This window comes from Cupriavidus sp. CP313 (assembly GCF_054072015.1).
Genome location: NZ_JBSVZB010000001.1, coordinates 249249 through 274637 on the forward strand (window position 1 = coordinate 249249; position 25389 = coordinate 274637).

The following is a 25389-nucleotide window of genomic DNA, read 5'->3' on the forward strand; positions in this document are numbered from 1 at the left end:
CTCAGGCTCCTCCGTGGACCGGGCAGCGCGCGGGATTGCCGCCGCCCTGCCGCTCATGTCCGCCATGCCCGGCGCCGTCCGGTTGCGCCATCAGCCGTTGATACAGTTCGCGGTAGCTGCCCACCATGCGGTCCTGGGTGTAGTAGCGCTCCACGCGCGCCACGCCGGCGGCCTGCGCCGCCTGCCAGCGCGCCGGGTCCTGCAGCAGCCCGAGCGCCGCCGCGGCCAGTGCCGCGGGGTCGGCAATGCGCACCACCTCGCCGGCCGAACCCAGCGCGGCGTCCTCGCCGGGCAGGCCGAACAGCAGCTCGCGGCACGAGCCCACGTCGGTGGTCACGCACGGCACGCCGGCGGCAAAGCCTTCCAGCACCACCAGCGGCAGCGCCTCGCTGATCGAGCTCAGCACCAGCACGCCCACCTGCGGCAGCAGCGCATCGATGCGCTGGAAGCCCAGGAACTTCACCTTCTGGCCCAGGCCCAGGCTTTCGGCCAGGCTGCGGCATTCGCGCGCGTAGTCGGGATCCTCGTCCTCCGGGCCGGCGATCCAGCCTTCGGCATCCGGGTACTCGCGCACCACTGTCAGCATCGCGCGGATAAAGGTCTTGACGTCCTTGATCGGCACCACCCGGCCGATCAGGCACAGCACCGGCGGCACGCCCGGCTTGCGGCGGGCGCGCAGCGGCGCCAGGCGCGGCAGGTCGATGCCGTTGGGGATGCTGCGCGTGCGCACCTCAGGGGCGCCGTCCTGCACCTGGCGGCGGCGGTTGCCCTCATACAGCGCGACGATGTCGTCGCCGGCGTCGTAGCAGACCCGGCCAATGGTTTCAAAGAAGCGCACCCACAGTTCGCGGAAGTAGCTGATCTGGGCGATGTCGCGCTCGAACACATTGCGGTTGTCGCGGATCCACTGGCTCTGGAACAGGTCGATCTTGCGTTCCTTGGTGTAGATGCCGTGCTCCGACACCAGCAGCGGGCGCTGGTTGCGGTGGCGCAGCAGCGCCCCGAGAAAGCCCGCATAGCCGGTGGAAACCGTGTGGTAGACACGCGCCGGGATCAGGTTGTCGGCAATGCGCACCAACTGCCACAGCGGCTTGTGCATGATGCGCACGGTCCAGAAATAGTCCGTGAACGACGGGTCCGTGCAGAAGCGCCGGTATTGCTCGGTGATGGTCTGCCAGGCGCGGCGGCTGTACAGGAAGGCGTCCTCGCCCAGCGCCCCGCCCTCGCGCAGCGCCGGCATCAGCTCGCGGATCATGGCGCCGGCCTCGGCCTCGCGGCCCGGGTCGCGCAGCAGCTCGTGCAGGCGGTCCGAGGCGTCGAACGCCTTGGCATCGCCAGTGGTGCCTTGTACCAGCGGCGGCGGCGGGAAATCGTACAGGTAGTGCGTTTCCAGGTGCACCACGTTGGGCGGCAGCTGGTAGGCCATGTCGCCATAGTCCTCGCGCCGGCTGCCGATAAAGACGATACCGAAGCGCAGGTCCGGGAACGCGCGGATCATCTGGTTGACCCAGCTCGACACGCCCCCGCTCACATACGGGAAGGTGCCTTCGAGCAGCAACATGACGTCGACCGACGTCCCTTTTACCAGGATCTCGCTCATGATTGCCAGTACCGCAGCAGGGGCCGCACCAGCGGGAGCGGCGAGGGGCTGTCAAACGATGCCATCAGCTGGCGCACCGCGGCGTAGTCGCGTTCCAGGTAGGCGGCTTCGGCCAGGTGCGGCAGCACGCGCTCGCGCGCGAAGCCGAGGGATTCGGCGCGCTGCAGCCATTCGCGCGCCTCGCGCGGGGCATTGCGCGCCAGTGCCAGGCGCCCGCGCATGTACCACAGCGAGGCATTGCTGTCGTCGTGCGCCAGTGCCGCGCTGGCGTAGCGCTCGACCTGGCTGGCGGTGTAGCGGTAGACGTCGCCCTGCACCAGGTTCTGGTAGATCAGTTCCCAGTACAGGTCGGCCAGCCGCTTGCTGATCTCGGCGCGCTCGCTGGCGCTGTTGGCGCTCTCCAGCCGCGGCAGCTCGGCCAGGATCTGCTGGGTCAGCTGCTTCTCGGCGCCGTCCAGCATGCCATAGGCCAGCAGCCGCACGTCGTCGACGCTGTCGGCCAGCAGTTCGCGCAGCACCGGGCTGGCGGTGCGCGCCGGCATCGACTGCATCGCCACCAGCGCGGTCATGCGCTCGGGCAGGGGCGCACGCGCATTGCCCAGCTGCGCACGCAGGCGCGCGCCGCCGCCGTGCGTGACGCGCGACATCAGGTGCGTGACGAACTCAGGCAAGCCCACGGTGCCGATGCCGCTGGTGTCCACGCGCCGCGGGAACAGCTTCGAAAACAGGTAGCTGCCCAGGCACACCAGCGCGCCGCCCAGCGGCACGAAGAAGCAGAACAGCGCGAGAAAGCCATAGCTCCACCCGAACGGCACGCGAAAGCGCCGCGGCAGCAGGCGCCACACCAGCAGCGCCGTCAGCGCGGCAGCCACCGCCTGCATGCCGAAGAAGGCCAGCAGCAGCGCGGTGCTGTTGCCGGCGCGCGCCAGCAGCGCCAGCGCGGCGATCTGGGCGGCGAGCCCGCTGGCGCCGAGCTTAAACATGGGGCGCTTCCCCGGCCGGCAGCGTGGCGGGCGCGATCGCGCCATCCACCTGGGCCCGGCGCAGCAGCTTGACCAGCGCGTCTTCCGAGCCGGCGCCGGGCACCGCCAGCGTATAGACGCCGATGCCCGCACTGGTGAAGTCGGTGCCGAACTGCGCACGCAGCATGTCTTCGATGCGCACCAGGTAGGCCGCCACCGCCTGCGCATCGGACAGCGGCATCAGCGTCAGCATGGCGCGGTGATGGGCGTTGACCACCGGCCACGCCACATCCAGCGCGCGCCGGCTGCGCACCACCTGCTCGAACAGCGCATCGCGCTCCGGATCCGCGTCGAACACCAGCGCCACCACCGAGCTTTCGATGCCGGTCTCGCGCCGCAGCCGCGACAGCCGCGCATAGTCCAGCGCGAACGGGTACGGGCAGGCCGGCAGCGCCGCCTGGATGGTGCGGGTGGCGCCGGCGTGCTCCACGCCGTCGGCGTAGTAGCCCAGCAGCACCATCAGCATCTGCAGGTTCTCATAGGTCAGCGACAGGAACGGCATGCGCTCAACCACCAGCAGGCCGATCAGGTGGTCGGAGCCGGCCAGCACCGGCGCCACCGCCACGTAGCGCGTCTGCGCGCCATGCTGCAGGCCGTCGGCGCGCAGGTGCGCGAGCTGGCGCGTGTCCAGGCAGTGGCGCACCAGCGGGTCGGTGGTATCGAGCGTGAATTCCGGGCCGACGCTGGCGACCGGGGCACCGTCCACGTGCTCGCCATCGCAGGCATAAAGCGCGGCCGCCTCAAGCTGGCAGGCCTGCGCCACCACCTGCAGCATCGGCTGCGCGCCGGCCAGCACCTGGCCGGTGCGTGCCGCCTCGTCCAGCGCCACGCTGCGCAGCTGCGACAGCGTGTCGCGCAGCGTGGTGGGCCGCGCCAGCAGGTCGTTCTCCAGCCGCGCATGCGAGATGCGCAGCAGGTAGTGGTTCTTGGTCAGTGCCGCCAGGCGTTCGTCCAGGTAGCGGTTCACGGCGCGGGCGCGCGCCAGGCGCGTGCCCCAGATATCGCCGAACTGCCCGGCCACCAGCACCAGCAGCAGCCCGCCGAGGAAGAACAGGCGCGGGAAGGGCCCTGCCATCACGCCGGTCTGCTGGTAGAAGTACCAGCCGCCCAGCAGCATCAGCACGCTGCCCACACCGATCAGCGTGCCATAGCGCAGCGCCAGGATCACCGGCAGCAGCCAGGCCCACGGAAAGCCCATGCCGAGCAGCAGTGGATTCTGCGGCAGCACCAGCCACGCCAGCCCCATTGCCGCCAGCATGGCCACCACCAGTTCCACCACGGCCGCGCGCCCGCTGACCGCCGGCGCCAGCAGGCGCGCATAGCGCCCACCCAGGCCGATGCCCTGTCCTTGCCGCGCGCGATATGTCTTGTCAGCCGTATTGGCCACGCTCATCCCCTTGCTTCAACCATTCCATCGCTGCATCGGTGTGCAGCCTCTTCCTGATGGCTTGCCGCCGCCTCAGCCCTGCATCAGCGGCGCCAGCAGGCGGCGCAGCAGCTTCTGCGCGGTGCCCGACAGCGACGCGCGGCTCCAGCCGCTGTCGCTGCCGGTGGCCGACCACACCACTTCACCGCTGGCCACGTCCAGCAGCTGCAGCGAGATGCCGACCGCGGGCTCGCCGTCCACGCCCACCTTGTAGCGCCATTCCTGCACCGCGCCGGTCAGCGCGTAGCGGGCCTTCTCGGCACGCGCCCATTCCAGCGCCTTGCCCACGGCTTCGCGCTCGGCCGGCTCGAACAGCGTTTCCGGGTTGAGGCTGGCCGGATAGCGCTTCAGGCTGGCCACGCCGCCGGTCTTCAGCAGGCTCTCGGCAATGGCCTCGGCGCGCAGGCCGGCCTGCGGCGTCTCGGTGTAGTTCACGATCGGCAGCACCGCGATGGTCTCGCCGCGTGCCAGCGCCGGCGCGCGGCCGACATCCGTCACCGCGCAACCCGCCAGCCACAGTGCCGCGCCCAGCGCGCCGCACCATGCCGCCAGCCGCCTGGCCACCGTCTTGCCCGTCACTGCCGTGGTTTGCTTGTTCATCTTCATCCCCTTTTCCATGTCCTGTTGTTACCCGATCCCTGCCATCCGCTGCCACCGGCTCAGTACAGCCAGCGATAGCGCATTCCCAGTTCCGTCAGCGGCGTGCCACCATTGCGCGCCGCGGTCTCATGCGAGATATACAGCGCCAGGTGGTCGTTGCCGAACACCGATCCGGCCACCCCGCCCTGCACGCGGAAGTTCTGCCGTGCGCGCGTGTCGCGCAGCAGCCCCACTTCACCGAACGGCCGCCACTTGCGTGTGTACTCATCCAGCAACTCAGTGCCGAAGCCGAACAGCACGCCGGCCTGCGTAAAGCCCTGCGGCATGTAGAACGCCGGCGTGGCTTCGTCGTCGACCGGCACCAGCGATGCCATGCGCGGCGTCAGGCTGCCGCCGTTGGCGCTGTAGTTGGCATGCGTGCCGACCACGCGCACGGTGTAGTCCGGATACGAGGTGCGGATCTTGTAGCCGGCCTCGACGTCATAGACCATGCCATGCCCCAGCGCGCTGCGGTCCTGTCCGCGGAAACTGCTGTACTCGATGCGCGCGCCGACGAACTCGCGCAGGCTGAAGCGGTAGGTTGCGCCCAGCCCCACAACGTCCTTGGCCCCGCCCACGCGCAGCGGCGCCGATTCATCGGCCGGCTGGTTCAGCCCGGCCAGCGTGCTGAACTGCAGCCGGCCTTGCTGGTTCCACTCGCCGAAGAAGCGCGCGGTCGCCATCGTGTCCAGCCCCTCGCGGTAGCCTGCCGTGGCACGCCAGCGCTTGCTGTTGTCGCGATAACCCAGCGACAGGTCGGCACGCCGGTCGGACGACGGCACGTTCACCAGTTGCTGCGGATCGGTGCTGCGCTGGTCGCGCCAGGTGCCGCGCAGGTTCAGGTCATACCCGTCCCACAGGCGCACGCCGCCCGCGAGGCTGCCTTCGGTATATTCCAGCGGCTTCTGGTGCATGAAGCTCACGCGCGGCTCGATCGCCTGGGCGTTGTAGAGCAGCGTCTCCTGCAGGGTTTCCTGCAGCGTGTCGTCGGAGCGGGCCCGCTCCTGGGTCTCGAAGGCCAGCGTCTGCGCGGCGCTGATGCGGTCCAGGCGCTGGTTGGCCTCGATCTGGTTGGCCACCGGCACGCGGCCGGCCTGGCGCTCCAGGATACGGTCAAGGCTGTTCATGTCCTGCCGGTCCAGCGCGATCGCCACCTCGGCATACGCCGGGCGCTGCAGCCGGTTGACGTACTGGCGGGCCAGCCAGGCTCGCTCCAGTTCGTTGGATTCCGCGGACATCGCCCATGCCAGCGCGGCATCGCGCCCGGCAGCGGACAGCGCGGCATCGCGGCGGGCCGCATTGCGCACGAGCTCCGCGGGCGCGGGCGCAATTGCTGCCTCATGCAGCGGCGGCAGCCCAGCCACCTCGCCCAGCTGCGACGGCGCGCCCGCCATGGGCGGCACCAGTTCGCGCGCCGCCGTGGAAGCGCGGTCCGCGCGCAGCATCTGGATCACCAGCCCGCGCGAGACATCGCCCGAGGCAAAGATCTGCCCCAGCGCCACGGTCTGCCGACGCAGGTCCGCGCGCGAAGGCGCGCCGGATTCGTTCTCGTACTCCTCGTCGCCGTCGGTGTTGTCGGGCCGCAGCCGGGCATAGCGTACCCCGCCCTGGGACCAGCCGTGGTGCAGGTCGATCCAGGCCTGGCGGCGCACGCGCCAGGCCATGTCGGTCTGGCCGATGGCTTCATAGGCATCGGCCATCAGGCTGAGCCAGAGCGGATCGGCGCTCTTGCCATCATTGAGCTTGCGCAGGTAGTGCATGGCCGCGCGCCCGTCCTGGAAGCGCATATGGCCTGCGGCAAAGGCGCCCCACAGGTCGGGGTTGTCTTCCGCGTCGTCCTTCACGCGGCGCATCACCGCGCGCACCTCGGTATCGCTGCCCTGGTCGACCAGCGTCCACAGCAGCGCCGCCAGCGTTTCGCTGTCGGCGTCCGGCCGCCCCGCGGCGCGGCGCAGATCGGCCAGGGCCAGGTCGCGCTGGCCGGTCACGCGGTAGTACTCCGCGCGCCGCATCAGGAAGCGGCTCGACTGCGCTGCCGCCCGGCGTTGCTCGGGCGTCATATCCTGCAGCAGGCGCCCGATACGCGGGTAGGCATGGGCACGCGTGTAGTAGTACAGCGCCAGTTCCAGCGATTGCGGCTTGCCACTGCGGCGCCAGTCGGCCTCGGCGATGCGGCCGGCGTCGATCGGCGTCTTGTCGTAGTAGGCGATCAGGTTGGAGAAATCCGCCTCCTGCGTGTCGCGGACCTCGTCCAGGCAGTCGTTGCGCGCCGGGCCGGCCGGCATCTGCAGGCAGTGCTCGTCCTGTGTCTGCGCCGCCGCCAGCATCAGCTCGCGATAGCCGTCCTTGAGCAGGTCGTCGCGCTGGTTCAGCCGCGCCAGTTCGGTAAAAGTGCGCCAGTAGAGGATGTCGGCCTTGCCCGCCGTGGCACGCGCCGGCAGCATTGCGTCCAGCGCCTGCGCGAGCTTGCCGCGCACATAGAGCAGGTTGGCCAGCTTGAGCGCATAGGCGGGGCGCGGGCCGAAGCGCTGCTGCAGCTGCGTATAGACCTGGAACGCGCGCTCGTCCTTGCCAGCGCGCTCGGCCAGCGCGGCGTGGCGTTCCATGATGTCGCGCGCCCTGGGGCCATGACTCAGGCCTTCGAGGAAGCGCATGGCCTCTTCCGGCTCGCCCAGGCGTTCATAGGCGGCCACCACCTCATCCACCGTCTTCAGGTCCGAGCCGCCCGCGCGGTGGCGCAGCGCGGCCAGGTAGGCGCGGTCGTCGGACAGGCCCGGGGCGAGCCGCATGACCGCATCCCACGCGCGCTCGTCGTTGGTGGCGCGGGCATAGTCGAGCCAGCTCTTCAGGGCCACGGCGGGCTGGCGGTTCCATTCGGCCACCTGGGCCAGCCGTTCGCGCCAGATCGCCTCGCCCGGCAGCCGGCGCACCGCGGTCTCGGCCACGCGCTGCGCCTGATCGAGCTTGCCGGCCGACAGGAACACGCGATAGGCGAGGTCGTAGTCGTCGGCGTTGAACGGCTTGTCGGCTGGCTCCGCCGGTGCTTGCGCGGGCGCAGCACCTTGCGCCGCAATCTTGCGCGTACCCAGCTGGCCGGAAGCGGCCAGCGCTTCACGCAATGCCAGGCCGCGCGGCCCGTCGAGGAAGACAAAGCCGCGCTCGGCCCAGGGCTGGCTGGCGGCGATGCGCCGCACCTCGGCCTGGCGTGCGGCCAGCGCCGCCGGGCCGGCGTCGCGCGTGCGCGCCGAGACCTTCAGCAGCCGCTCGACATAGCGGCTGGCCTGCTCCGGCCTGTTGGCCGCCAGCGCCAGCTTTGTCAGGTAGCGCAGCACCTCCGGATCGTCCAGCAGCTTGCCGCCGTGGCGCTCGGCCTGCGCCAGCGCTTCGTCCAGCAGGTTGCCTGACTGCAGCGTCTGCACCGCCTTCAGGAACAGCGCGCGCCGCTCGGCCAGCGTGGTGGCGGCCGCCTGCTGCGCGAACAAGGCGTTGGCGGCGTCGCGATAATCGCCGCCCGCGATCGCCATGTCGGCCAGCTGGCGGTTCCAGAAGGCCGCGTTGTTGCGGTCCTGGCTGGCCAGCGCCGCATAGAACTTGCGCATGGCGTCCTGGGCGCCCGCCTGGCTGGACTGCGTGGCCAGCGTCTGCAGGTCGGCCAGCCCCCAGCTGCGCCCGGCAGCCTGGTCCAGCAGGCTGCGCAGCTGCACCAGGTTCTGCTCGCGCTCAGGCGTATCCGGCAGCGCGGCCCAGGCGCGCTGCTGCGCGATCTCGATGCGCGTGCGCAGGATCTGGCCCGACAGGTCGGTGCCCTGCACGGCCTGCATGCGCGCCAGCATGGCCTGCGCCTCTTCCAGCCGGCCGGTGCGCGCGTATTGTTCGGCCAGCACGCCCATGAAACCAGGGTCGTCGGGCGTGACCTTCCACCAGGCTTCCAGGTAGGCCATGGTCAGCCCGTCGATAGTGCGGCCCTGGCCCAGCAGGCGTTCGCGCAGGGTCTCGCGCGGGAACATCAGCGCCAGGCCGATCCCCACCATCGCGGTGAAAGTCAGCACCAGCGCCGGCGGCAGCAGCCGCTCGCGCTCAACCGGCGCAGCGGACTTCGACTTGTTGCCTGGCATGGTTCGGATCAGTGACGGGTGCGGTATCCACGCGCAGCGTGTTGCGCTCGCGGACGGCCTGTACGGGCTTGCCATCGACGCTCACACGGCAACTGCCGGCGTTGGCAAGACGGAAGAATGGCTTGAAGTAGCCGCTGAAGGCGAAGCGCGTGACGCCGTCGCGCTGCGACCAGTCGCGCACGATGCCGTTGGCTTCGGCCAGCTGCGGCGCGGCCGGAGCAGTGACTGTGTCGCGCACGGCAAAGCGCGCATCGCCGCCATCCAGGTGCAGGTAGACGCCGCCGCCCGGCGCCGGCGAGGTGCCGGTCACGCCGTGCGCCGCGCCCACGTCGGGCATGCCCGCGCCGCTCCAGCGCAGGTTGCGCAGGTTGCCGTCGCCGCGCACGATCCATTCGGCACCGGTGCTGCCTTGGCGGCCATCGCCGACGTCCCGCGCCACGGCCATGTCCTGCCAGTCGAGCACCTTGCGCACGTAGTCGGTCGAGTGCAGCGGCAGCAACGGCTGCGCCAGCACATAGTCATAGACCTTGCGCAGCGCCTTCAGCGACGCGGCCTTGGTGCCCGAATAGCTGTGGTAGTAGATATTGACCGGCTTGAAGCGATAAGGCTTGTCGGTCAGCTCGTAGGTCTCGATCACGCGCTCGAAGCCGTAGAACGGGCCGTGCCAGAGATTGGTGTAGACGTTCTCGTTCTGGTTGGGCGCAAACACCTGGAAGGTACCGCCGGGCTTGTTGATGCCCAGCGGCGCAATCGCGGTCCAGCTCGGGTTGCTGCGCGTGATCAGCGTATCGCCGCCGTTCATGTTGAGCACGCGCGCCTTGTCGGTCAGCCGCAGCGCCTCGGCCGGCGGCTGGCAGTCGCCCGACCACAGCAGCATGCTGACCGGCTTGCCGGCCGGCGCCAGCGTGCGGTTGATGTAGTCGATGGAGCCGCCGATCTCGCGGTTCAGGTCCATGCTGTAGCCGGGGATGCTCAGGTGGAAGGCCTCGTCGCCCTCGACCACGGCGGCCCCGCTGGATTGCGCTGCCTGCCCTGGCTGTGCCGGCACCGTGCGCGACCATTCGAACGGATGCGAGAAGGTATGGCTGGCCACCTCGACATAGGGCTGCGCGAAGATCTTGCGCGCGATCGGCTCAAGCTCGGCGCTGAGCCTGGGGTACATGCCGTCCTTGCTGACTTCGCCCTGGATCACCGACATCGTCATCGGCAGCCGGTAGCGGTCGAAGATCTCGCGGAACAGCACCTCGCCGGAGAAGCCGCCACCGGGAATCTCGGCGCGCGAGGCAAAGCCATCTCCGTCGATATGGATGGTCAGCAAGCGCCGGCCGTTCTCGGTGGTGACATCGGGCACGGGCATGGCGGGCAGGCGCAGCGCCTCGCGCAGGAAGTCCAGCGGCTGCACCACCCAGCGGCTCTGGCCATTGCCGTTGCCGCTCTGGCGCACCGCGTACGGCCCCAGCACATAGCCGCCCCACGGCGTGATCGCGGCGGCGTCATAGGTCAGCGTGCCCGAGCGCAGGCGCAGCAGCGAACGGTAGCCATCGCCGTCCGGCACCTGGATCGCTTCGGCCTGGGTGCGGTCGGGGGCCACCGGCATCTCGAAGCCCATCATCCGGTCCTTGGCCAGCACCTCGACCGGGCCCGACACGCGGCCCTTGACGGTCTTCAGCCCGAAGCTGCGCGCCACCGCGCCGCTCACATTGGTGCCGAAGTCGTTGAGGAACACCACCGGCATGCCCTGCGCCATGCGCGCCTGCACCCAGGTATAGAAGCGTCCCGGCTGCGCCGTGACATTGCCTGACAGGTACACCACCACGCCGGCGTAGCGGTCCGGCCCGATCTCGGGCAAGTCATCGCTGGTCTCGGCGAAATCCACGCGATAGCCAAGGTAGTTGAGCGGCATCGAGACAAAGCGCACACCCTCGGAATCATCGATCGACACCCCGGGGCGGCGCTCCTGCACCACCAGCACGCGCCGGGGCAGCACCTCGACCTTGCCGATGCCAACCGTCTGCAGCCCGGGATCGGCCACATAGGGCGTGATGCCCAGCGCGCGGATGCGCTGCGCGGTTTCGCGTGCGCAGCGGCGGTCCGCCGGCGGGCAATAGTCGATGGAGATCACCGGCAGCCGGTATTGCTCGCGGATAGTGCGCGCCTGCGCCAGCAGCCAGTCGCGGTCCGCCTGCGGCACGTCGACATAGCGGCCCTGGGCCTGGTTCCAGCCGCGGAACAGCGACTCGAAGGCGACGGCATAGGCCAGGTCATGCACCTGCGGCAGGATCTCGAAGCCGCGGTTGAAGACCAGGCGCGCCTCGGGGTAGCGCGCCTTGACGGCGCGGATCACGCGCACCAGCCCGGCTTCCTGCCGCGCACGCTCGGCGTCGGTCCTGGCGGCAAGCTGGTAGGAATCGAGGGTATCGAGGAAGAAGCCGCGGAAGCCGCGCTCCCACAGCGGCGCGATCACCTTGTCGACATAGAAGGCAGGCCAGCCGTCGGCTGCCTGGTCGATGACCGGGGCGTTCCAGGCGTCATTGCGCCCGACGAACCAGGCCTTGGGGATGTCCTTGAAGTAGGGGCGGCTGTCCAGCACCTCGCCCACGCTGACATAGGCAAACCAGGCGGTGGCCGGCGTCGCCGCCTGGCGCGGGTCGAAGCCGCTGTCGGGCTCGACCACGGCGATGTCGAAGGCCTGCAGGGCGTCAACCGGCGGCTTGGCGCCGTAGTGCAAGGCGATCGACGGCATGGATGGCGTCTGCGCCGCGGGCGCCGGCGCGGCCGCAGCCGTCGCCGCCCCAAAGGCCAGCGACAGCGCCAGCGCGATGCCTTGCACCCGCTGCGCCATGCGCATCCCTACCCACCCCGATCGGAACGGCATGCGGCCGCCCCGGCTCCCTTGTGCTTCCTCCAGCTGCTTCACAGGCTTGCTTCCTCTTGTCTGCGCACGCCGGCAAGTGCCTCACGCGCAACATTTCCTGAGGCGGTCGTCGCCGCCTTGTGTCTGACTGTGGATATCAGAATCGGAAAAATCCGATGGTATCCGGCAAACGAATGCTAGGACAGACGCATGGATCACATTGTCAACAATTGTCCCATCACTGAGACATTGAGCCGGCTCGCGCGTTAACGCGCGCCGCCATGCCGCAAGGCGCGCGCCGGCCCGCTCGCGGTACGGGCGTACCGGAGGCGTGCCTCAGCTCAATTGCAAACAACGGAGAACAGTCCAGGCCCCGTGCGTGACGGGCGGTGAGGCTGTCCGCAACCACGATGCCGGACAGCTAGGTTTGAAACGCCATGATGGATTCCCCGTTCCGATCTTTTATGTATGGGCCCGCATACAGTGGGGGCGCTCATGTATGTCGGTGCACGACGCGAGCGCGGCCACCGGCCTGGCCTTTATTCTCAGCATAATGATATATCCGGGCCGCGCCGGCTTCCCCCGAACGCGGTAGGCATTGCGCGCCGTAAGAATTTGTAAGAAAGATGGCACGCCCATGCACCGGACGGCAGGCATTATGCACGGGGGCGTGGCATCGCGCTCGCTGACGGTGCACGCACAACCAAACGCGCCAATAGAAAATCAGGGAATTCACTGAACTGAAGCCGAAGTAGAAAACGCTAATATCTCCTATCGGAACCTCTCATCATGATTAGGCGCTTAGCCTGATTGACACGCCGGGAAAATTCGGCAGAATGATTCCCACTTGTGCAGCGCCCATGCGGTGTGTCTTTTGGTGTTGTCGTTCCGTGACGTTTTCGGTTGTCACGACAGCGACATATCGAAGTCATATGGAATGCGCTGGCGGGGAACATAAAAAGGATCCGCTGGGTGCGTTGCACACGGTGTATAACGAGCGTTTTCGCTCATTTTGAAATTCAAGGTTGAGATAGATATGGAAACCGGTACCGTTAAGTGGTTCAACGACGCCAAGGGCTTCGGCTTCATCACGCCGGATGAAGGCGGCAATGATCTGTTCGCGCACTTCTCCGCAATTGAAGGCAATGGCTTCAAGTCGTTGAAGGAAGGCCAGAAGGTACGCTACGTCAAGGCCATGGGCCAGAAGGGCGAGCAAGCCACCAAGATTCAGGCCCTCTGATACCGGTGGAGTCCGGGCCGGTCCAGCGGACCGGCCGGAAGGAAAGCCCCGCAGCTTCGGCGCGGGGCTTTTTTTATTGGCGCGCCGGCACCGGGGCCGCGGATGCGGCGGTCTTGCAACGGGTGAAATTGCTATAATCGGCCGACCCACAACCACCCTCCCGCCAGTGGGCGCGCACGGATGCTGCGCGGCCAGTGCGGGACGGTATGCAGCGTGTCGAGGAGTTACGTGGCCGGTACTCAAATCGCAGCGCAAGACGCCCCTGTCGCCGCCGACCATGGCAGCCAGGCGGGCCCGGCGGCCTCGGCCGGCAGTTCCTTCCATGCCGCGCTGCGCATCCTGCCGCCAGCGCAGCGCCAGGCCATGTTCGAGATCTATGCGTTCTGCCGCGCGGTCGACGACATCGCCGACGGCAACGCACCGCACGCCGAGCGTCTTGCCGCCCTCGATGCCTGGCGCCACGACATCGCCGCCTGCTACACCGGCAATCCGCCTCGCGCCCTGCAGCCGCTGAGCGCGCAGATCCGGGCCTTCCACCTGCAGCAGCAGGATTTCCTCGCCGTGATCGACGGCATGACCATGGACGTAGTGCAGGACATCCGCGCCCCCGACGCGGCCACCCTTGACCTGTATTGCGATCGCGTCGCCAGCGCTGTCGGCCGGCTGGCGGTGCGCGTGTTCGGCCTGGAAGAAGCGTGCGGCATCGCGCTTGCGCACCACCTGGGCCGCGCGCTGCAGCTGACCAATATCCTGCGCGATATCGACGAAGACGCTGCCATCGGCCGGCTCTACCTGCCGGCAGAGGCGCTGGCCGCGGCCGGCATCGGGGCGGACACGCCCCAGGCCGTGGTGGCCCACCCCGCCGTCGGCCAGGCCTGCGCGGCCGTGGCGCGCGAGGCCCAGGCGCACTACGACCGGGCCTACGCCATCATGGCGCGCTGCCCGTCCCGGCAGGTGCGCTCGCCGCGCATCATGGCCGAGGTCTACCACCGCATCCTGGCGCGGCTGCGCACGCAGGGCTGGCGCGCGCCGCGCCAGCGCGTGCGCCTGCCGCGCGCCCAATTGCTCTGGATCGTGCTGCGCCACGCCATTGGCTGAGCGCTGCACCCGATGCATGCCGGGCGCGGCCGCGCCGTGCGCCGGCACAAGGAGTCTGCATGTCGATGAACGAGACCGCCTTTGCCACGGCAGTGCCACGGATCGCGCCGGCCAGCGCGGGGGACAGCCCCTCGCCGCGCGGCGCCGCGCAGGCACTTGACCACGGCATCGGCCGCGCGATCGACGCGCTGCTGCACCAGCAGCGCCCCGACGGCCACTGGGTCTACGAACTGGAAGCCGACGCCACCATTCCCGCCGAATACGTGCTGATGGTGCACTACCTCGGCGAAGCCCCGGACCTGGAGCTTGAAGCCCGCCTGGCCCGCTACCTGCGCCGCATCCAGAATCCCGATGGCGGCTGGCCACTGTTCCATGAAGGCCGCTCCGACGTCAGCGCCAGCGTGAAGGCCTATTTCGCGCTGAAGATGGCCGGCGACGACCCCCAGGCCGAGCATATGCAGCGCGCGCGCCGGGCCGTCCACGCGCTGGGCGGCGCCGAGGCCAGCAATGTATTCACGCGCACTCTGCTGGCCCTGTACGGCGTGATGCCGTGGTCGGCAGTGCCGATGATGCCGGTCGAGATCATGCTGCTGCCGCAGTGGTTTCCGTTCCACCTGTCCAAGGTCTCGTACTGGGCGCGCACGGTGATCGTGCCGCTGCTGGTGCTGAACAGCCTGCGCCCGCAGGCGCGCAACCCGCGCGGGGTCGGCATCAATGAGCTGTTCGTCGGCAACTGCCATACGGTGGGGCTGGCGCCGCGCGCGACGCACCAGCACGCCGGCTGGTACACCGTGTTCCGCGGCCTGGACGCGCTGCTGCGCGTTGCCGAGCCGCTGTTCCCGCGCACGCTGCGCCGGCGCGCCATTGCCGCGGCGCAGGCCTTCGTGCGTGAGCGGCTCAACGGCGAGGACGGCCTGGGCGCGATCTTCCCGGCAATGGCCAACAGCGTGATGATGTTCGACGTGCTGGGCGTGCCGCCCGACGACCCGGCGCGCGCGGTGGCGCGGCAATCCGTCGAGCGGCTGCTGGTCGAGCACGGCGACGAAGCCTATTGCCAGCCCTGCCTGTCGCCGGTGTGGGATACCGCGCTGGCCGCGCACGCGCTGCTGGAAACCGGCGAGGCGCGCGCAACGGCCGCGGCCGGGCGCGGCCTGGACTGGCTCAGGCCGCTGCAGGTGCTGGACGTGCGCGGCGACTGGGCCGTGCGCCGCCCGCGGGTGCGCCCCGGCGGCTGGGCCTTCCAGTACGCCAATGCCTATTACCCGGACGTGGACGACACCGCCGTGGTGGCCGCCGCGATGGACCGCTACATGCGCGCGCACGATGTGCCGGGCCGCTATGACGAAGCCGTGGCGCGCGCCGCCGAGTGGATCGTCGGCATGCAAAGCGGCGACGGCGGCTGGGGCGCGTTCGAGCCCGAGAACACGCATCTCTACCTGAACAACATCCCCTTTGCCGACCATGGCGCGCTGCTGGACCCGCCCACCGCGGACGTGTCCGCGCGCTGCCTGTCGATGCTGTGCCAGATCGGCGCCACGCCGGGCAAGAGCGAACCGGCCGCGCGCGCCCTGCGCTACCTGCTGGCCGAGCAGATGCCCGACGGCAGCTGGTTCGGCCGCTGGGGCACCAACTATATCTACGGCACCTGGAGCGCGCTGTGCGCGCTGAACGCCGCGGGCCTGGCCCCGGAAGCCCCCGAGATGCGCCGCGCCGTGGCCTGGCTTGCACAGATCCAGAACGCCGACGGCGGCTGGGGCGAGGACGGCAGCAGCTACCGGCTCGACTACCGCGGCTACGAGCCCGCGCCGAGCGTGGCCTCGCAGACCGCGTGGGCGCTGCTGGCGCTGATGGCAGCCGGCGCCGCGCAGCATCCTGCGGTGGCACGCGGCATCGACTACCTGCTGCGCACGCAGCAATCCGGCGGCCTGTGGCATGAGCCGTGCTTCACCGCCGTGGGCTTTCCGCGCGTGTTCTACCTGCGCTATCACGGCTATGCGCGCTACTTTCCGCTGTGGGCACTGGCGCGCTACCGCAACCTGCAGCGCGGCGGCGCGCACCAGGTGTCGTGGGGGCTATGACGTCACCGTTCGTGCTGGTCGTCACCGGCATGGCTTTCGAGGCGCGCATCGCCGCCGGCCCGCATTGCCGCGTGGTGCACGGCCTGCGCGGCAATGCGCTGGAACAAGGCGTTTCCGCGATGGCGAGCCGGCACTGCATGGGCATCCTCAGCTTTGGCGTGGCGGGCGGGCTGGATCCCGCGCTGGCGCCGGGCGATCTCGTGCTGGCGGACTCGGTCTGCGCGGCAGGCGAACGCTACGACACCGACATGATTTGGACCCGGGCGATGCACGCGGCGCTGCCGCATGCCAGGGTCGGGATACTTGCCGGCGCGGACCAGCCGGTGCTTTCGGTTGCCGCCAAGCAGATGCTGCACCGGGCCACGGGGGCGCTCTGCGTCGACATGGAATCGCACCTCGCCGCGCGCATGGCGGCGGCTTGCCGGCTGCCGTTCGCGGCTTGCCGCGTGGTGCTCGACCCGGCCAGTCGCGCGGTCCCGGCTGCCGCGGCGGCGGGCATGGGGGACGGCGGCAGGACGGATGTGGGCGCGGTGCTGGGCGCGCTCTTGCGCGCGCCGTGGGAACTGCCGGCGCTATTGCGGCTGGCGGGCGATGCGGCGGCCGCTCGCGGCGCGCTGCGGGCGGCCCGGCTGGCGCTGGGGGATGAATACGGCTTGCGCGATGTGCGGACGCTGGCCGGCTGAAGGGATCCGCTGACGGCGTCAGCCGCCAAACTTCCTCACCGCATCCAGCGCCAGCCCGCTGCCAATGCTGCCGAACCGGTCCCCTTCCACGCAACGCGCTTCCGGCAACAGCGCCGCCAGCCGCTGCCGCAGCAGCGGCACGCTGCTGGAGCCGCCGGTGAAGAAGATGGTATCGACCGCGGCGCCATCCACGCCGGCATCCACCAGCAGCTTCTGCACGGTCTGTTCGGTCTTCACCACCAGCTTGTCGATCGACGCATCGAACTCGTCGCGCGTGATGCTCAGCGTCAGCCCCTGCTCCAGCCGGTGCAGGTCCACGTCGGTGCTGCCGGCATCGGACAGCTCGATCTTGGCGGCTTCCATCTGGATGGCCAGCCAGTGGCCGGCGCGCTCGCGGATCAGCCGCACCAGGCGGTCGAGCTTCACGGTGTCCGCGGCGTCGCGGTAGTTGTCCATCACCAGCGACCACGCCTTGCGCGTATAGACCAGGTTGATGGTGTGCCAGCTGGCCAGGTCGAAATACTGGCTGGACGGCATCGCCTTGCCGTTGCGCAGCGCGCTGCCCAGGCCCAGCAGCGGCATCGCGCGCGCCAGGCTGAGCGCACGGTCGAAGTCGGTGCCGCCGATATGCACGCCGCCATTGGCCAGGATGTCGTCGCGCCGGTCGCTGCGCGCGGCGCGCTCGGGCGACAGGCGCACCAGCGAGAAGTCCGAGGTGCCGCCGCCGATGTCGGCCACCAGCACCAGTTCCTCACGCGTGATCCGGGCCTCGTAGTCGAAGGCCGCGGCGATCGGCTCGTACTGGAACGCGATCTCGCCGAAGCCCGCGTCGCGCGCGATCTCGGCCAGGGTGTCTTCGGCCAGCTGGTCGGCGGCCGGGTCCTCGTCGATAAAGAACACCGGGCGGCCCAGCACCGCACGCGAGAATTCCGTGCCGGCAGCCTGCTCGGCACGCGTCTTCAGCTCGCTGATGAAGTGCGCCAGCAGCTTGCGGAACGGCATCGCCTGGCCCATCACCTCGGTGCTGTCGTCCATCATCGAGGTGCCCAGCAGGCTCTTGAGCGAACGCATCAGCCGGCCTTCATAGCCGGCCAGGTAATCGCCCAGCGCGGCGCGGCCATAGCTGACCAGCGGATCCTCCGCGTGGAAGAAGATCACCGAGGGCAGCGTCACCTTGCCGTCCTCCAGCGGCAGCAGCGCCGCCGGCCGCTCCGGATGGCTCCAGCCGACCGTTGAGTTGGACGTGCCGAAGTCCAGGCCGCATGCGTTTGACATCATCGATTCCGTTCCCTGCAAGACAAAGTGGCCCGCGCGGCGCAAGGCCGGCGCGGGCGGGGGCGTCATTGTAGGGCAGTCGCGCGGACCGTGGAGGCCCGACCGGCAGACGGTGTTGTCGGGAAGCTATTTTCAAACATTCATTGAAGGCAGTACTAACCAAATGTCTCTTTTTCAATGGCACGGCAACTGGAACCATGGCGTCCTCGGCGTGGTGCTGCCTGCATCACCCGCTATCCACCTGGAGCCTGGTCATGAATCTCTCTGACATCGTCGACACCCGCTATTCCACAAAAGCCTTCGAGGCAGGCCGCACCCTGCCCCAGGCCACCGTGGACCAGCTGCTCGCCGTGCTGCACAAGAGCCCGTCCTCGGTCAATTCCCAGCCGTGGCACTTCGTGGTTGCCGCCACGCCCGAAGGCCGGGCCCGGATGACGCGCGCCACCGTCGACCGCCACCCCTACAACACGCAGAAGATCCAGGACGCCTCGCATGTGATCGCGCTGTGCGTGCGCACGGAAATGGATGCCGCCCACCTGGCCGGCATCCTGGCGGCCGAGCAGCGCGACGGGCGTTTTGCCGATGATGCTGCCCGCGTCGGCATGGACAAGATCCGCCGCGGCTTTGTCGACGTGCACCGCTACGACCTGCGCGACCTGCAGCACTGGATGACGCACCAGGTCTACCTGGCGCTGGGCGGCCTGGTGATGGCCGCGGCCGCGCTGGGCGTGGACGCCACGCCGATGGAAGGCATCGATACCGGCCCGCTCGACCTCGAACTGGGCCTGCGCGAGCGCGGACTGACCAGCGTGGCGCTGGTCAGCCTGGGCTATCGCAGCGCGCAGGACTTCAATGCCGCGCTGCCGAAGTCGCGGCTCACGCGCGAAGAGGTGTTCACGTTCCTGTAAGTCCGGACGGGGGATGCGCGTGCCTTGACACGCCAGCATGTCCCTCCTATGCTGCGTCTGTTCTATATTAAAGACCGTCATTCTGTTCTACGGAACATCAAAGAATGCGCGGCCGGACGTAGCCCCATGCAAAAGCCCCTGCGCCATATCCGCGTGCTCGACCTCACCAATGTGCTGGCCGGGCCGTTCTGCTGCCACCAGCTTGCCCACCTGGGCGCCGAAGTCATCAAGGTGGAAACCCCCGGCACCGGCGACCTGGCCCGGCAGCTGGGCGCCGATGCCGGGCTGAACCAGCGCCTGATGGGCGTGTCGTTCCTGGCCCAGAACCCCGGCAAGCAGTCGGTCACCCTCAACCTGAAGCACGCGCGCGGCAAGGAGGTGTTCCGCAAGCTGGTGCAAAGCGCCGACGTGGTGGTGGAGAACTTCCGCCCCGGCGTGATGGACCGGCTCGGGCTGGGCTACGAGACCCTGAAGCAGGACAACCCGCGCCTGATCTACTGCGCGATTTCCGGTTTTGGCCAGGACGGGCCGCTGGCCGGGCTGCCGGCCTATGACCAGATCATCCAGGGCATGGCCGGCGTGATGAGCATTACCGGCGATGCGCAGAGCGCACCGTTGCGGGTCGGCTATCCGGTCTCGGACACCATCGGCGGGCTGACCGCGGCGCTGGCGGTGTCGGCGGCGCTGGCGGACCACCAGCGCACCGAAGGCTATTTCATCGACGTATCGATGCTGGAAGCCACGCTGGCCACCATGGGCTGGGTGGTGTCCAACCACCTGATCGCCGGCAAGGTGCCGGCGCCGATGGGCAACGAGAACATGACCGCCAGCCCCTCGGGCACTTTCCGCACCGCGGACGGGCTGCTCAATATCGCGGCCAACAAGCAGGAACAGTTTGAAGCCGTGTGCCGCGTGCTGGGCCGCCCCGAGCTGGCCGCCGATCCGCGCTTCGCGCAGCGCCAGGCGCGGCTGGCCAACCGGGGGGAACTGACACAAGCGCTGGAAGCAGAGCTGGCGAAGAAGCCGGCCACCGAATGGTGGCCGCTGCTGACCGAGGCCGGCGTGCCGGCCGGCCCGGTGCTGGACGTGCCGCAGACGCTGGCCCATCCGCAGGTGCGCGAGCGCGGCATGATCGGCGAGTTTGCCGATGCGCCCGGCGTGGGCCGCGATATCCGCGTGGTGCGCACCGGCTTCAAGCTCAACCGCGAGGCCCCGGCCGTGGACACGCCGCCGCCGGAGCTGGGCCAGCATACGCGGCAGGTGCTGGCCAGCCTGGGCTACAGCGATGCGGACATCGACCAACTGAGCGAGGAGCGCGCGATATGAGCGGCATCGACACCGACCGCCACCCCGGCCACCCCGGCCACCCCCAGCATGACGCCATGGACCCGGGCCAGCGCCTGTCGCAGGACTGGTGGCGCACCGGCATCATCGACATGCGCCCGGGCGAGATCCGCTACCGCGGCTACCCGATCGAACAACTGATCGGCCGGGTCTCGTTTGCGCAGATGATCTGGCTGATGCTGCGCGGCGAGCTGCCCGGCCCCGGCCAGGGCGAGCTGCTGGACGCGGCGCTGATGGCCGCGGTCGACCACGGCCCGCAGGCGCCCAGCATTGCCATCGCACGCATGGCGGCCACCTGCGGCGTGGGACTGAACAACGCCATGGCTTCCGCCGTCAACGTGCTGGGCGACGTGCATGGCGGCGCCGGCGAACAGGCGGTGGCGCTGTACCAGGACGTGGCGCAGCGGCTGGATGCGGGCAGCGCCATGGACGACGCCGTCGCCGCCGCGCTGCAGCACTACCGCGACCTGCACGGCAAGTTCATTGCCGGCTTTGGCCACCGTTTCCACCCGGTCGACCCGCGTGCGCCGCGGCTGCTGGCGCTGGTCGACCAGGCCGCGGCCAACGGCGTGGTCAGCGGGCGCTACGCGGGGATCGCGCGCGCGGTCGAGGCGGCGCTGGGTGCCGGCCGCGGCAAACCCATCCCGATGAATATCGATGGCGCCACCGCGGTGATCTATGCCGAGCTGGGCTTTGCCGCACCGCTGGCGCGGGGGCTGTTCTGCCTGTCGCGCTCGGTCGGCATCCTGGCGCATGCCTGGGAGCAGACCTGCGAGGGCGGGCGCAACAAGGGCCCGATGCCGCGCCAGTTCCTGTGGACCTATGACGGTGCGCCGCAGCGCGACGTGCCGGAGCCAGGCCGGCAGGCATAACGGGGTCAGCCGGCCAGGTCGGGCTCTGGCTCCAGCAACGGCGCGGGTGATGCGCTCGCGGCCGCCGGCGCCGCCATGGACGAGGCCAGCACGTAGCGGTCGCGCCCATGTTCCTTGGCGTGGTAGAGGGCGCGGTCGGCATCGGCAAACAACAGGCGCCACAGCGCTTCCTTGCTGCCCGGGCCGCCGCGCAGCTGCGCCACGCCAATGCTGACGCTGGCATGGCCGTGCCCGGCGGGCAGTTCAATCGCGCGCACCTTGCGCAGGATCCGGTTGGCCAGCGCCGAGGCCTGCTGCTCGTCGGTATGCGGGCACAGGATGCAGAACTCTTCGCCACCGTAGCGCCCGGCCACGTCCGAGGCGCGGCGCGAGTTGTCCAGCGCATGCGCGACCTCGCGCAGCACGGCGTCGCCGGCGTGGTGGCCGAAGGTATCGTTGACCTGCTTGAAATAATCGATGTCTATCACCAGGCAGGACAGCGCCTGCCCGTCGCGCTGCCAGCGCGCCACCAGCGACAGTGCCGACATCTCCAGCGCCCCGCGGTTGAGCAGCCCGGTCAGGGCATCCACGCGCGCGCCGCTTTCGTTGTGCGCGACGATCTGCTCCATCGCCATCATGGTGAAGCCGAACAGGCCCAGCAGCGTGGCGATCAGCGGCGCCAGCACCCAGGCCGAGCCGGCCGGGCCGGCAAAGAACAGCGTCAGCGGCGCGCCGCCCGCCACGGGCAGGTTCATGGCATGGCTGAAGCCGGCCAGCTGCGTGGCCAGATGCACCAGGCTGGCCACCAGCACCAGCGGCGCGCCGATGCTGCGGCGCCCGCGCCCGGCGCGCGCCAGCGTGGCAAAGGTGGCCATCGACACCAGCGCCAGCAAGCCGTAGACGATGCGCAGCACCACCTGCTGCCCGTCGGGCATGCCGCTGGTGGCCGCCATCAAGCCAAGCACGATCACGCCCGCGGCGGCCAGCGCCGCGGGATGGGCCGGCACGCCGTAATAGACCCGCACGCCGCGATAGATCAGCAGCCAGCCAGCCACGAACGCCAACGCACCCAGCGTGCCCAGCTGGCCCGTGCCGCTGGCCGCGCTGATGGCCAGCGCCAGGCCCGCGGCCGAGACCAGCACGTGCCCGAACGCCCACAGCCGCCCCGCCTCGCTCGCGCGCAGCGCGAACACCAGCCCCACCGCAATAATCAGCGTGCTGCAGAAAAACACCATCATCACCACCGCAATGGTCTGCTGGTCCAGGTGCACGGGATTTCCTCAAGGATGCCGTCTGCCGCACCGTCAATATCGAGCGGCGGGCATCAGGCCACAGGGGCACGATGCAGGCATCTCCCGCACTTGTTTTCACAACATGTGACGTGCGTTGTTTTCAATGCCAGCCGCATGATAGCCCGCGCACGCCGGGCCGTGGCACCCCCGACAAGCCGGGTCGGGCCGGCTGCACACGCAAGCCCGGCGGCTCAGCCCGGGGTGGCGTTGTCCGCAATGCTGTCCGGAAAGGTGCCGCCCAGCGCCAGGGTCAGCACGCGCGCCGCATGCAGCACATCGACGCGGAAGTCTTCGCGATAGCGCGAGGCCGGGCAGGTCAGCGTCAGCGCGCCGCACAGCACATCGCCGGGACCGAACACCGGCGCCGACACCCCGGCAAGATCGGGGCTGCGGTCGCCCACCAGGGCCGCCACGCCCTCGTGCCGGATGCGCTCATAGAGCTGGCCGGGCTCGCCGGCAAAGGCACGCAGCACGCGCGCGCCGGCGCCCCGGTCGCGCGGCAGCAGTTCGCCGGCGCGGACATGGTCGCGCACCGGCTGCGGCGAATCGACGCGGTACAGGCACAGCCGGTGCTCGCCCTGCTCGACATGGAAGGCCGCGCTTTCACGCGTGATGCGCACCAGCTCGCGCAGCGCCGGCATCACTACTGCCTCCAATGAGAACGACGCCGCGTAGACGGCATTGAGCCGCGCCACCTCGGGACCCAGGCCATAGCGCCCGTCGGACTGGCGCCGCACCAGCCCGGCGTGCTCAAGCGAGGCCAGCAGGCGCAGCAGCGTGCTCTTGTACAGGCCGCTGCGCTGCGCCAGCTCGGCCAGCCCCAGCGCGGTATCGCCAAGACGGAACACCGACAGCACGAACAGCGCCCGGTCCACGGCGATGGCGCCGCCTGCGGCGGCGTGCTTGTCGGCTTCTGAAACCTGTGCGGCTTTGCGTGGCATGGCGGACGGCGGCGATCCTGGCTGGACCGGATGACGGAACGATGCGCCAACGTATAGAACGCATCCCGGCTTGTCAATCCGCCCTGCTGCGTGTCAATGAACCGGCACACGTCCGGCGCCCTCGCGCAACAGACGCCGCACGAATTCATGTAACCGCGCGGCGCGCTGGCGTTTTTCTGCAACACCGTGGCCGGCGCCTGCTGCCGCCCCGGCCGCCGCCCAAGCGCCTTCGCCGCCCCCTCGGCTACCGCATGCGCCACATTGTGTACGCGTACTCGCCACTCCCCGGTTTGCAAGCGGAATTAGAGGGAAAGTTAGCTGCTTTTGATTCAGCAGCCGCTGCACGGGGTGGATAAAATCATGTGTTGCTGACCTTTGCGCAATCCCTGCGCTGCTTTCCGTACTCTCGCTGCAATGTCTCACCGCCGTGCTTTTCCCGACCCTGGTATGACCGTTCCCGCCCTCTCGCTTGGCGCCATCCTGGATGACCTGCGTAGCGCCCCGCGCCCGCTGACTTCCGCGGAGTACACATACCTGGCCCACCTGCGGCAGCGTATTGTCACCGGCGACGCAGACCTGTGGACCACGCTGGAGACCGCGGGCGTGCCATGCAGGGAACGCCGCCTGTCGCCCGAAGTGGTGCAGGCGCTGACCGCTATCGGCCATTTGCCGATGCACTGAGCCCGGTTCGCGCCACCCCGCATTGCAGAAATTTCCCGGGGTCATTTCGGAAAGCCGCACTCTCCAGCCAGCCTGCGTCCCGCTAAGATCGATTCACTTTCGATCCGCCGGGCACCGTGCTTTCAGTCAAGCGCCAAGCATGCCCCGGCCATGGCCCAGGCATGGCTTACCCATCCAGCAACCGGCGCGTCAGCTTCCTGTCGTTGCGCGCCTATGTCGCAGTGATGCGGCACCGTAATGCCGTCCGCGCCGCGCAAGCGCTGCGCATCCATCCGCAAAGGCTGTACTACCATATCCGCCGCCTCGAGGCCGCGCTCGACAAGCCGCTGTTCCGCACTTGCGGCCCGGACTGGCTGCCGACATCCACGGGCGTGAACGCACTGCCCAAGGTCGTCGCCATGCTGGCCATCTGGGAACAGATCGAGGCCGGCATCCGTGCCAGTCAGCCTGCCGCGACGGCCCGGGAACCCGAGCCCGGCGCCATTGCGCGCCACGGCGCCGCATTCTGGGTGCGGCAGGCGACGATGTAGCGTCAGGCCAGCCGTTCGCAGCAATAGGCTTCGGTGCGATAAGGGAAAGCCGCCTCGGCACGGCCCGCCAGCGCGGGATGCCCGTCAATGACCGCCTGCAGCCGTGCGCGCACGCGGGCCTGCTCCGCCGCCGGCAGCGCGGCAATAAAGCTCACCGACATCACCCGGTCCACGATCACCTGCTGCGGCGCCCCCACATGCGTGTAGGGCAGGCTCTGCAGCGCCAGCGGCCCGAAGCCCTCGGCGGGAAAGACCCGCTTCCAGTCGCCCTTGTAGAAGCGCGGCGCGTCGCCTTCGTACGGCGTCATGATGGCCGTCAGCTGCGCCACCCAGTCCATGCTTTCATCGCGCACGTTCCATACCAGCCCGAGCCGGCCGCCGGGGCGCAGCACGCGGCCGATTTCCGCCATCGCACGCGCATTGGCAAACCAGTGGAAGGCCTGTGCGCAGACCACGGCATCGACACTGGCATCGGGCAGCGGGATGGCTTCGGCGCTGCCTTCCAGCGCCTGCACCGACGGCAGCGCCGCGGCCAGCTGCGCGCGCATCTGCGCCACCGGTTCGACCGCGATCACCGTCGCCCCGGTCTCCACCAGCCGGCGCGTGAACTTGCCGGTGCCAGCGCCCAGGTCCAGCACGGTGCGGCCCGCGCGCACGCCCAGCGTGCCGCGCAGCCAGGTGTCGATTTCAGCGGGATATTCGGGGCGTCCGCGCGCGTAGGTATCGGCCTGGCTGGCGAATCCCTGTGCGGCGGCGTGGTGGATGGCGGCGGTCATCGGCGGGCTCCGGTTGGTTACCGGTGCCGAGCCTAC

The 25389-nt window shown here is 69.4% G+C and carries 19 protein-coding genes; 9 read left to right on the top strand and 10 right to left on the bottom strand.

Translation table 11 applies throughout. The features are described 5' to 3' along the window. Position 1: 1 nt before the first annotated feature. The 6 genes from pelF to ACW4E8_RS01155 all read right to left on the bottom strand — a co-directional run bounded on the left by pelF (position 2) and on the right by ACW4E8_RS01155 (position 11677). A complete protein-coding gene (gene pelF, locus ACW4E8_RS01130; protein WP_456802832.1) occupies positions 2-1600 on the bottom strand; it encodes a GT4 family glycosyltransferase PelF in 1599 nt (532 codons plus the stop codon). After that, a complete protein-coding gene (locus ACW4E8_RS01135) occupies positions 1597-2583 on the bottom strand; it encodes a tetratricopeptide repeat protein (protein ID WP_456802833.1) in 987 nt (328 codons plus the stop codon). Before ACW4E8_RS01135 ends, pelF begins: the two co-directional genes overlap by 4 nt. Next, positions 2576-4015, bottom strand: coding sequence for a PelD GGDEF domain-containing protein (locus tag ACW4E8_RS01140; protein WP_456802834.1), 1440 nt, complete (start codon positions 4013-4015; stop codon positions 2576-2578). The genes ACW4E8_RS01135 and ACW4E8_RS01140 overlap by 8 nt, the downstream gene beginning before the upstream one ends. A 66-nt stretch (positions 4016-4081) precedes the next feature. After that, positions 4082-4648 carry a transporter gene (locus ACW4E8_RS01145; RefSeq protein WP_041228943.1) on the bottom strand — a complete coding sequence of 189 codons (567 nt, stop codon included), beginning with the start codon at positions 4646-4648 and terminating at the stop codon, positions 4082-4084. Between the two features lie 59 nt (positions 4649-4707). Beyond that, on the bottom strand, positions 4708-8802 hold the full coding sequence (locus tag ACW4E8_RS01150; RefSeq protein ID WP_456802835.1) for a tetratricopeptide repeat protein: 4095 nt from the start codon (positions 8800-8802) through the stop codon (positions 4708-4710). Next, positions 8765-11677, bottom strand: a complete 2913-nt coding sequence (locus ACW4E8_RS01155) for a bifunctional glycoside hydrolase 114/ polysaccharide deacetylase family protein (RefSeq protein WP_456802836.1) — start codon at positions 11675-11677, stop codon at positions 8765-8767. Before ACW4E8_RS01155 ends, ACW4E8_RS01150 begins: the two co-directional genes overlap by 38 nt. 1015 nt (positions 11678-12692) lie before the next feature. Here ACW4E8_RS01155 and ACW4E8_RS01160 point away from each other — a divergent pair. The 4 genes from ACW4E8_RS01160 (at position 12693) to ACW4E8_RS01175 (ending at position 16755) form a co-directional block, all read left to right on the top strand. Continuing rightward, complete coding sequence (locus ACW4E8_RS01160; RefSeq protein ID WP_010810931.1) at positions 12693-12896, top strand: cold-shock protein; 204 nt, start codon at positions 12693-12695, stop codon at positions 12894-12896. Positions 12897-13124: 228 nt separating this feature from the next. After that, positions 13125-13994 (top strand): presqualene diphosphate synthase HpnD, encoded by an 870-nt coding sequence (hpnD, locus tag ACW4E8_RS01165; protein WP_456802837.1) that lies wholly within the window; start codon positions 13125-13127, stop codon positions 13992-13994. A gap of 59 nt (positions 13995-14053) precedes the next feature. Next, the gene (gene shc / locus ACW4E8_RS01170; RefSeq protein WP_456802838.1) at positions 14054-16072 is read left to right on the top strand and encodes a squalene--hopene cyclase; all 2019 of its coding nucleotides are present in this window, start codon (positions 14054-14056) and stop codon (positions 16070-16072) included. After that, positions 16069-16755, top strand: a complete 687-nt coding sequence (locus ACW4E8_RS01175) for a phosphorylase (RefSeq protein WP_456802839.1) — start codon at positions 16069-16071, stop codon at positions 16753-16755. Before shc ends, ACW4E8_RS01175 begins: the two co-directional genes overlap by 4 nt. An 18-nt stretch (positions 16756-16773) precedes the next feature. Here the strand turns inward: ACW4E8_RS01175 and ACW4E8_RS01180 are convergent, their stop codons facing one another. Beyond that, positions 16774-18033, bottom strand: a complete 1260-nt coding sequence (locus tag ACW4E8_RS01180) for an Hsp70 family protein (RefSeq protein ID WP_456802840.1) — start codon at positions 18031-18033, stop codon at positions 16774-16776. Between the two features lie 251 nt (positions 18034-18284). Between ACW4E8_RS01180 and nfsB the strand changes: the two genes are divergently transcribed. The 3 genes from nfsB (at position 18285) to ACW4E8_RS01195 (ending at position 21154) form a co-directional block, all read left to right on the top strand. Further along, positions 18285-18938, top strand: a complete 654-nt coding sequence (gene nfsB / locus ACW4E8_RS01185; RefSeq protein WP_456802841.1) for an oxygen-insensitive NAD(P)H nitroreductase — start codon at positions 18285-18287, stop codon at positions 18936-18938. 126 nt (positions 18939-19064) lie between these two features. Beyond that, complete coding sequence (locus tag ACW4E8_RS01190) at positions 19065-20264, top strand: CaiB/BaiF CoA transferase family protein (protein ID WP_456802842.1); 1200 nt, start codon at positions 19065-19067, stop codon at positions 20262-20264. After that, the gene (locus ACW4E8_RS01195; protein ID WP_456802843.1) at positions 20261-21154 is read left to right on the top strand and encodes a citryl-CoA lyase; all 894 of its coding nucleotides are present in this window, start codon (positions 20261-20263) and stop codon (positions 21152-21154) included. Before ACW4E8_RS01190 ends, ACW4E8_RS01195 begins: the two co-directional genes overlap by 4 nt. Positions 21155-21159: 5 nt before the next feature. Here the strand turns inward: ACW4E8_RS01195 and ACW4E8_RS01200 are convergent, their stop codons facing one another. After that, positions 21160-22404 (bottom strand): diguanylate cyclase, encoded by a 1245-nt coding sequence (locus tag ACW4E8_RS01200; RefSeq protein ID WP_456802844.1) that lies wholly within the window; start codon positions 22402-22404, stop codon positions 21160-21162. Positions 22405-22616: 212 nt separating this feature from the next. Continuing rightward, positions 22617-23366 (bottom strand): IclR family transcriptional regulator, encoded by a 750-nt coding sequence (locus ACW4E8_RS01205; RefSeq protein ID WP_456802845.1) that lies wholly within the window; start codon positions 23364-23366, stop codon positions 22617-22619. 447 nt (positions 23367-23813) lie between these two features. Here ACW4E8_RS01205 and ACW4E8_RS01210 point away from each other — a divergent pair, with 447 nt between their 5' ends. Next, a complete protein-coding gene (locus tag ACW4E8_RS01210) occupies positions 23814-24047 on the top strand; it encodes a hypothetical protein (protein WP_010810922.1) in 234 nt (77 codons plus the stop codon). A gap of 161 nt (positions 24048-24208) precedes the next feature. Next, positions 24209-24577 (top strand): helix-turn-helix domain-containing protein, encoded by a 369-nt coding sequence (locus ACW4E8_RS01215; RefSeq protein WP_456802846.1) that lies wholly within the window; start codon positions 24209-24211, stop codon positions 24575-24577. Between the two features lie 2 nt (positions 24578-24579). On the opposite strand, the gene ACW4E8_RS01220 is transcribed toward ACW4E8_RS01215, so the two are convergent. Continuing rightward, complete coding sequence (locus tag ACW4E8_RS01220; protein ID WP_456802847.1) at positions 24580-25353, bottom strand: methyltransferase domain-containing protein; 774 nt, start codon at positions 25351-25353, stop codon at positions 24580-24582. Positions 25354-25389: the final 36 nt, after the last annotated feature.

Coding starts and splice junctions, on each gene's coding strand:
- ACW4E8_RS01210 (WP_010810922.1), top strand. CDS start 23,814: ATGACCGTTCCCGCCCTCTCGCTTGGCGCCATCCTGGATGACCTGCGT.
- ACW4E8_RS01205 (WP_456802845.1), bottom strand. CDS start 23,366: ATGCCACGCAAAGCCGCACAGGTTTCAGAAGCCGACAAGCACGCCGCC.
- ACW4E8_RS01175 (WP_456802839.1), top strand. CDS start 16,069: ATGACGTCACCGTTCGTGCTGGTCGTCACCGGCATGGCTTTCGAGGCG.
- ACW4E8_RS01140 (WP_456802834.1), bottom strand. CDS start 4,015: ATGAGCGTGGCCAATACGGCTGACAAGACATATCGCGCGCGGCAAGGA.
- pelF (WP_456802832.1), bottom strand. CDS start 1,600: ATGAGCGAGATCCTGGTAAAAGGGACGTCGGTCGACGTCATGTTGCTG.
- shc (WP_456802838.1), top strand. CDS start 14,054: ATGTCGATGAACGAGACCGCCTTTGCCACGGCAGTGCCACGGATCGCG.
- ACW4E8_RS01195 (WP_456802843.1), top strand. CDS start 20,261: ATGAGCGGCATCGACACCGACCGCCACCCCGGCCACCCCGGCCACCCC.
- ACW4E8_RS01215 (WP_456802846.1), top strand. CDS start 24,209: ATGGCTTACCCATCCAGCAACCGGCGCGTCAGCTTCCTGTCGTTGCGC.
- ACW4E8_RS01145 (WP_041228943.1), bottom strand. CDS start 4,648: ATGAACAAGCAAACCACGGCAGTGACGGGCAAGACGGTGGCCAGGCGG.
- nfsB (WP_456802841.1), top strand. CDS start 18,285: ATGAATCTCTCTGACATCGTCGACACCCGCTATTCCACAAAAGCCTTC.
- ACW4E8_RS01155 (WP_456802836.1), bottom strand. CDS start 11,677: ATGCCGTTCCGATCGGGGTGGGTAGGGATGCGCATGGCGCAGCGGGTG.
- ACW4E8_RS01150 (WP_456802835.1), bottom strand. CDS start 8,802: ATGCCAGGCAACAAGTCGAAGTCCGCTGCGCCGGTTGAGCGCGAGCGG.
- ACW4E8_RS01180 (WP_456802840.1), bottom strand. CDS start 18,033: ATGATGTCAAACGCATGCGGCCTGGACTTCGGCACGTCCAACTCAACG.
- ACW4E8_RS01160 (WP_010810931.1), top strand. CDS start 12,693: ATGGAAACCGGTACCGTTAAGTGGTTCAACGACGCCAAGGGCTTCGGC.
- ACW4E8_RS01135 (WP_456802833.1), bottom strand. CDS start 2,583: ATGTTTAAGCTCGGCGCCAGCGGGCTCGCCGCCCAGATCGCCGCGCTG.
- ACW4E8_RS01220 (WP_456802847.1), bottom strand. CDS start 25,353: ATGACCGCCGCCATCCACCACGCCGCCGCACAGGGATTCGCCAGCCAG.
- ACW4E8_RS01190 (WP_456802842.1), top strand. CDS start 19,065: ATGCAAAAGCCCCTGCGCCATATCCGCGTGCTCGACCTCACCAATGTG.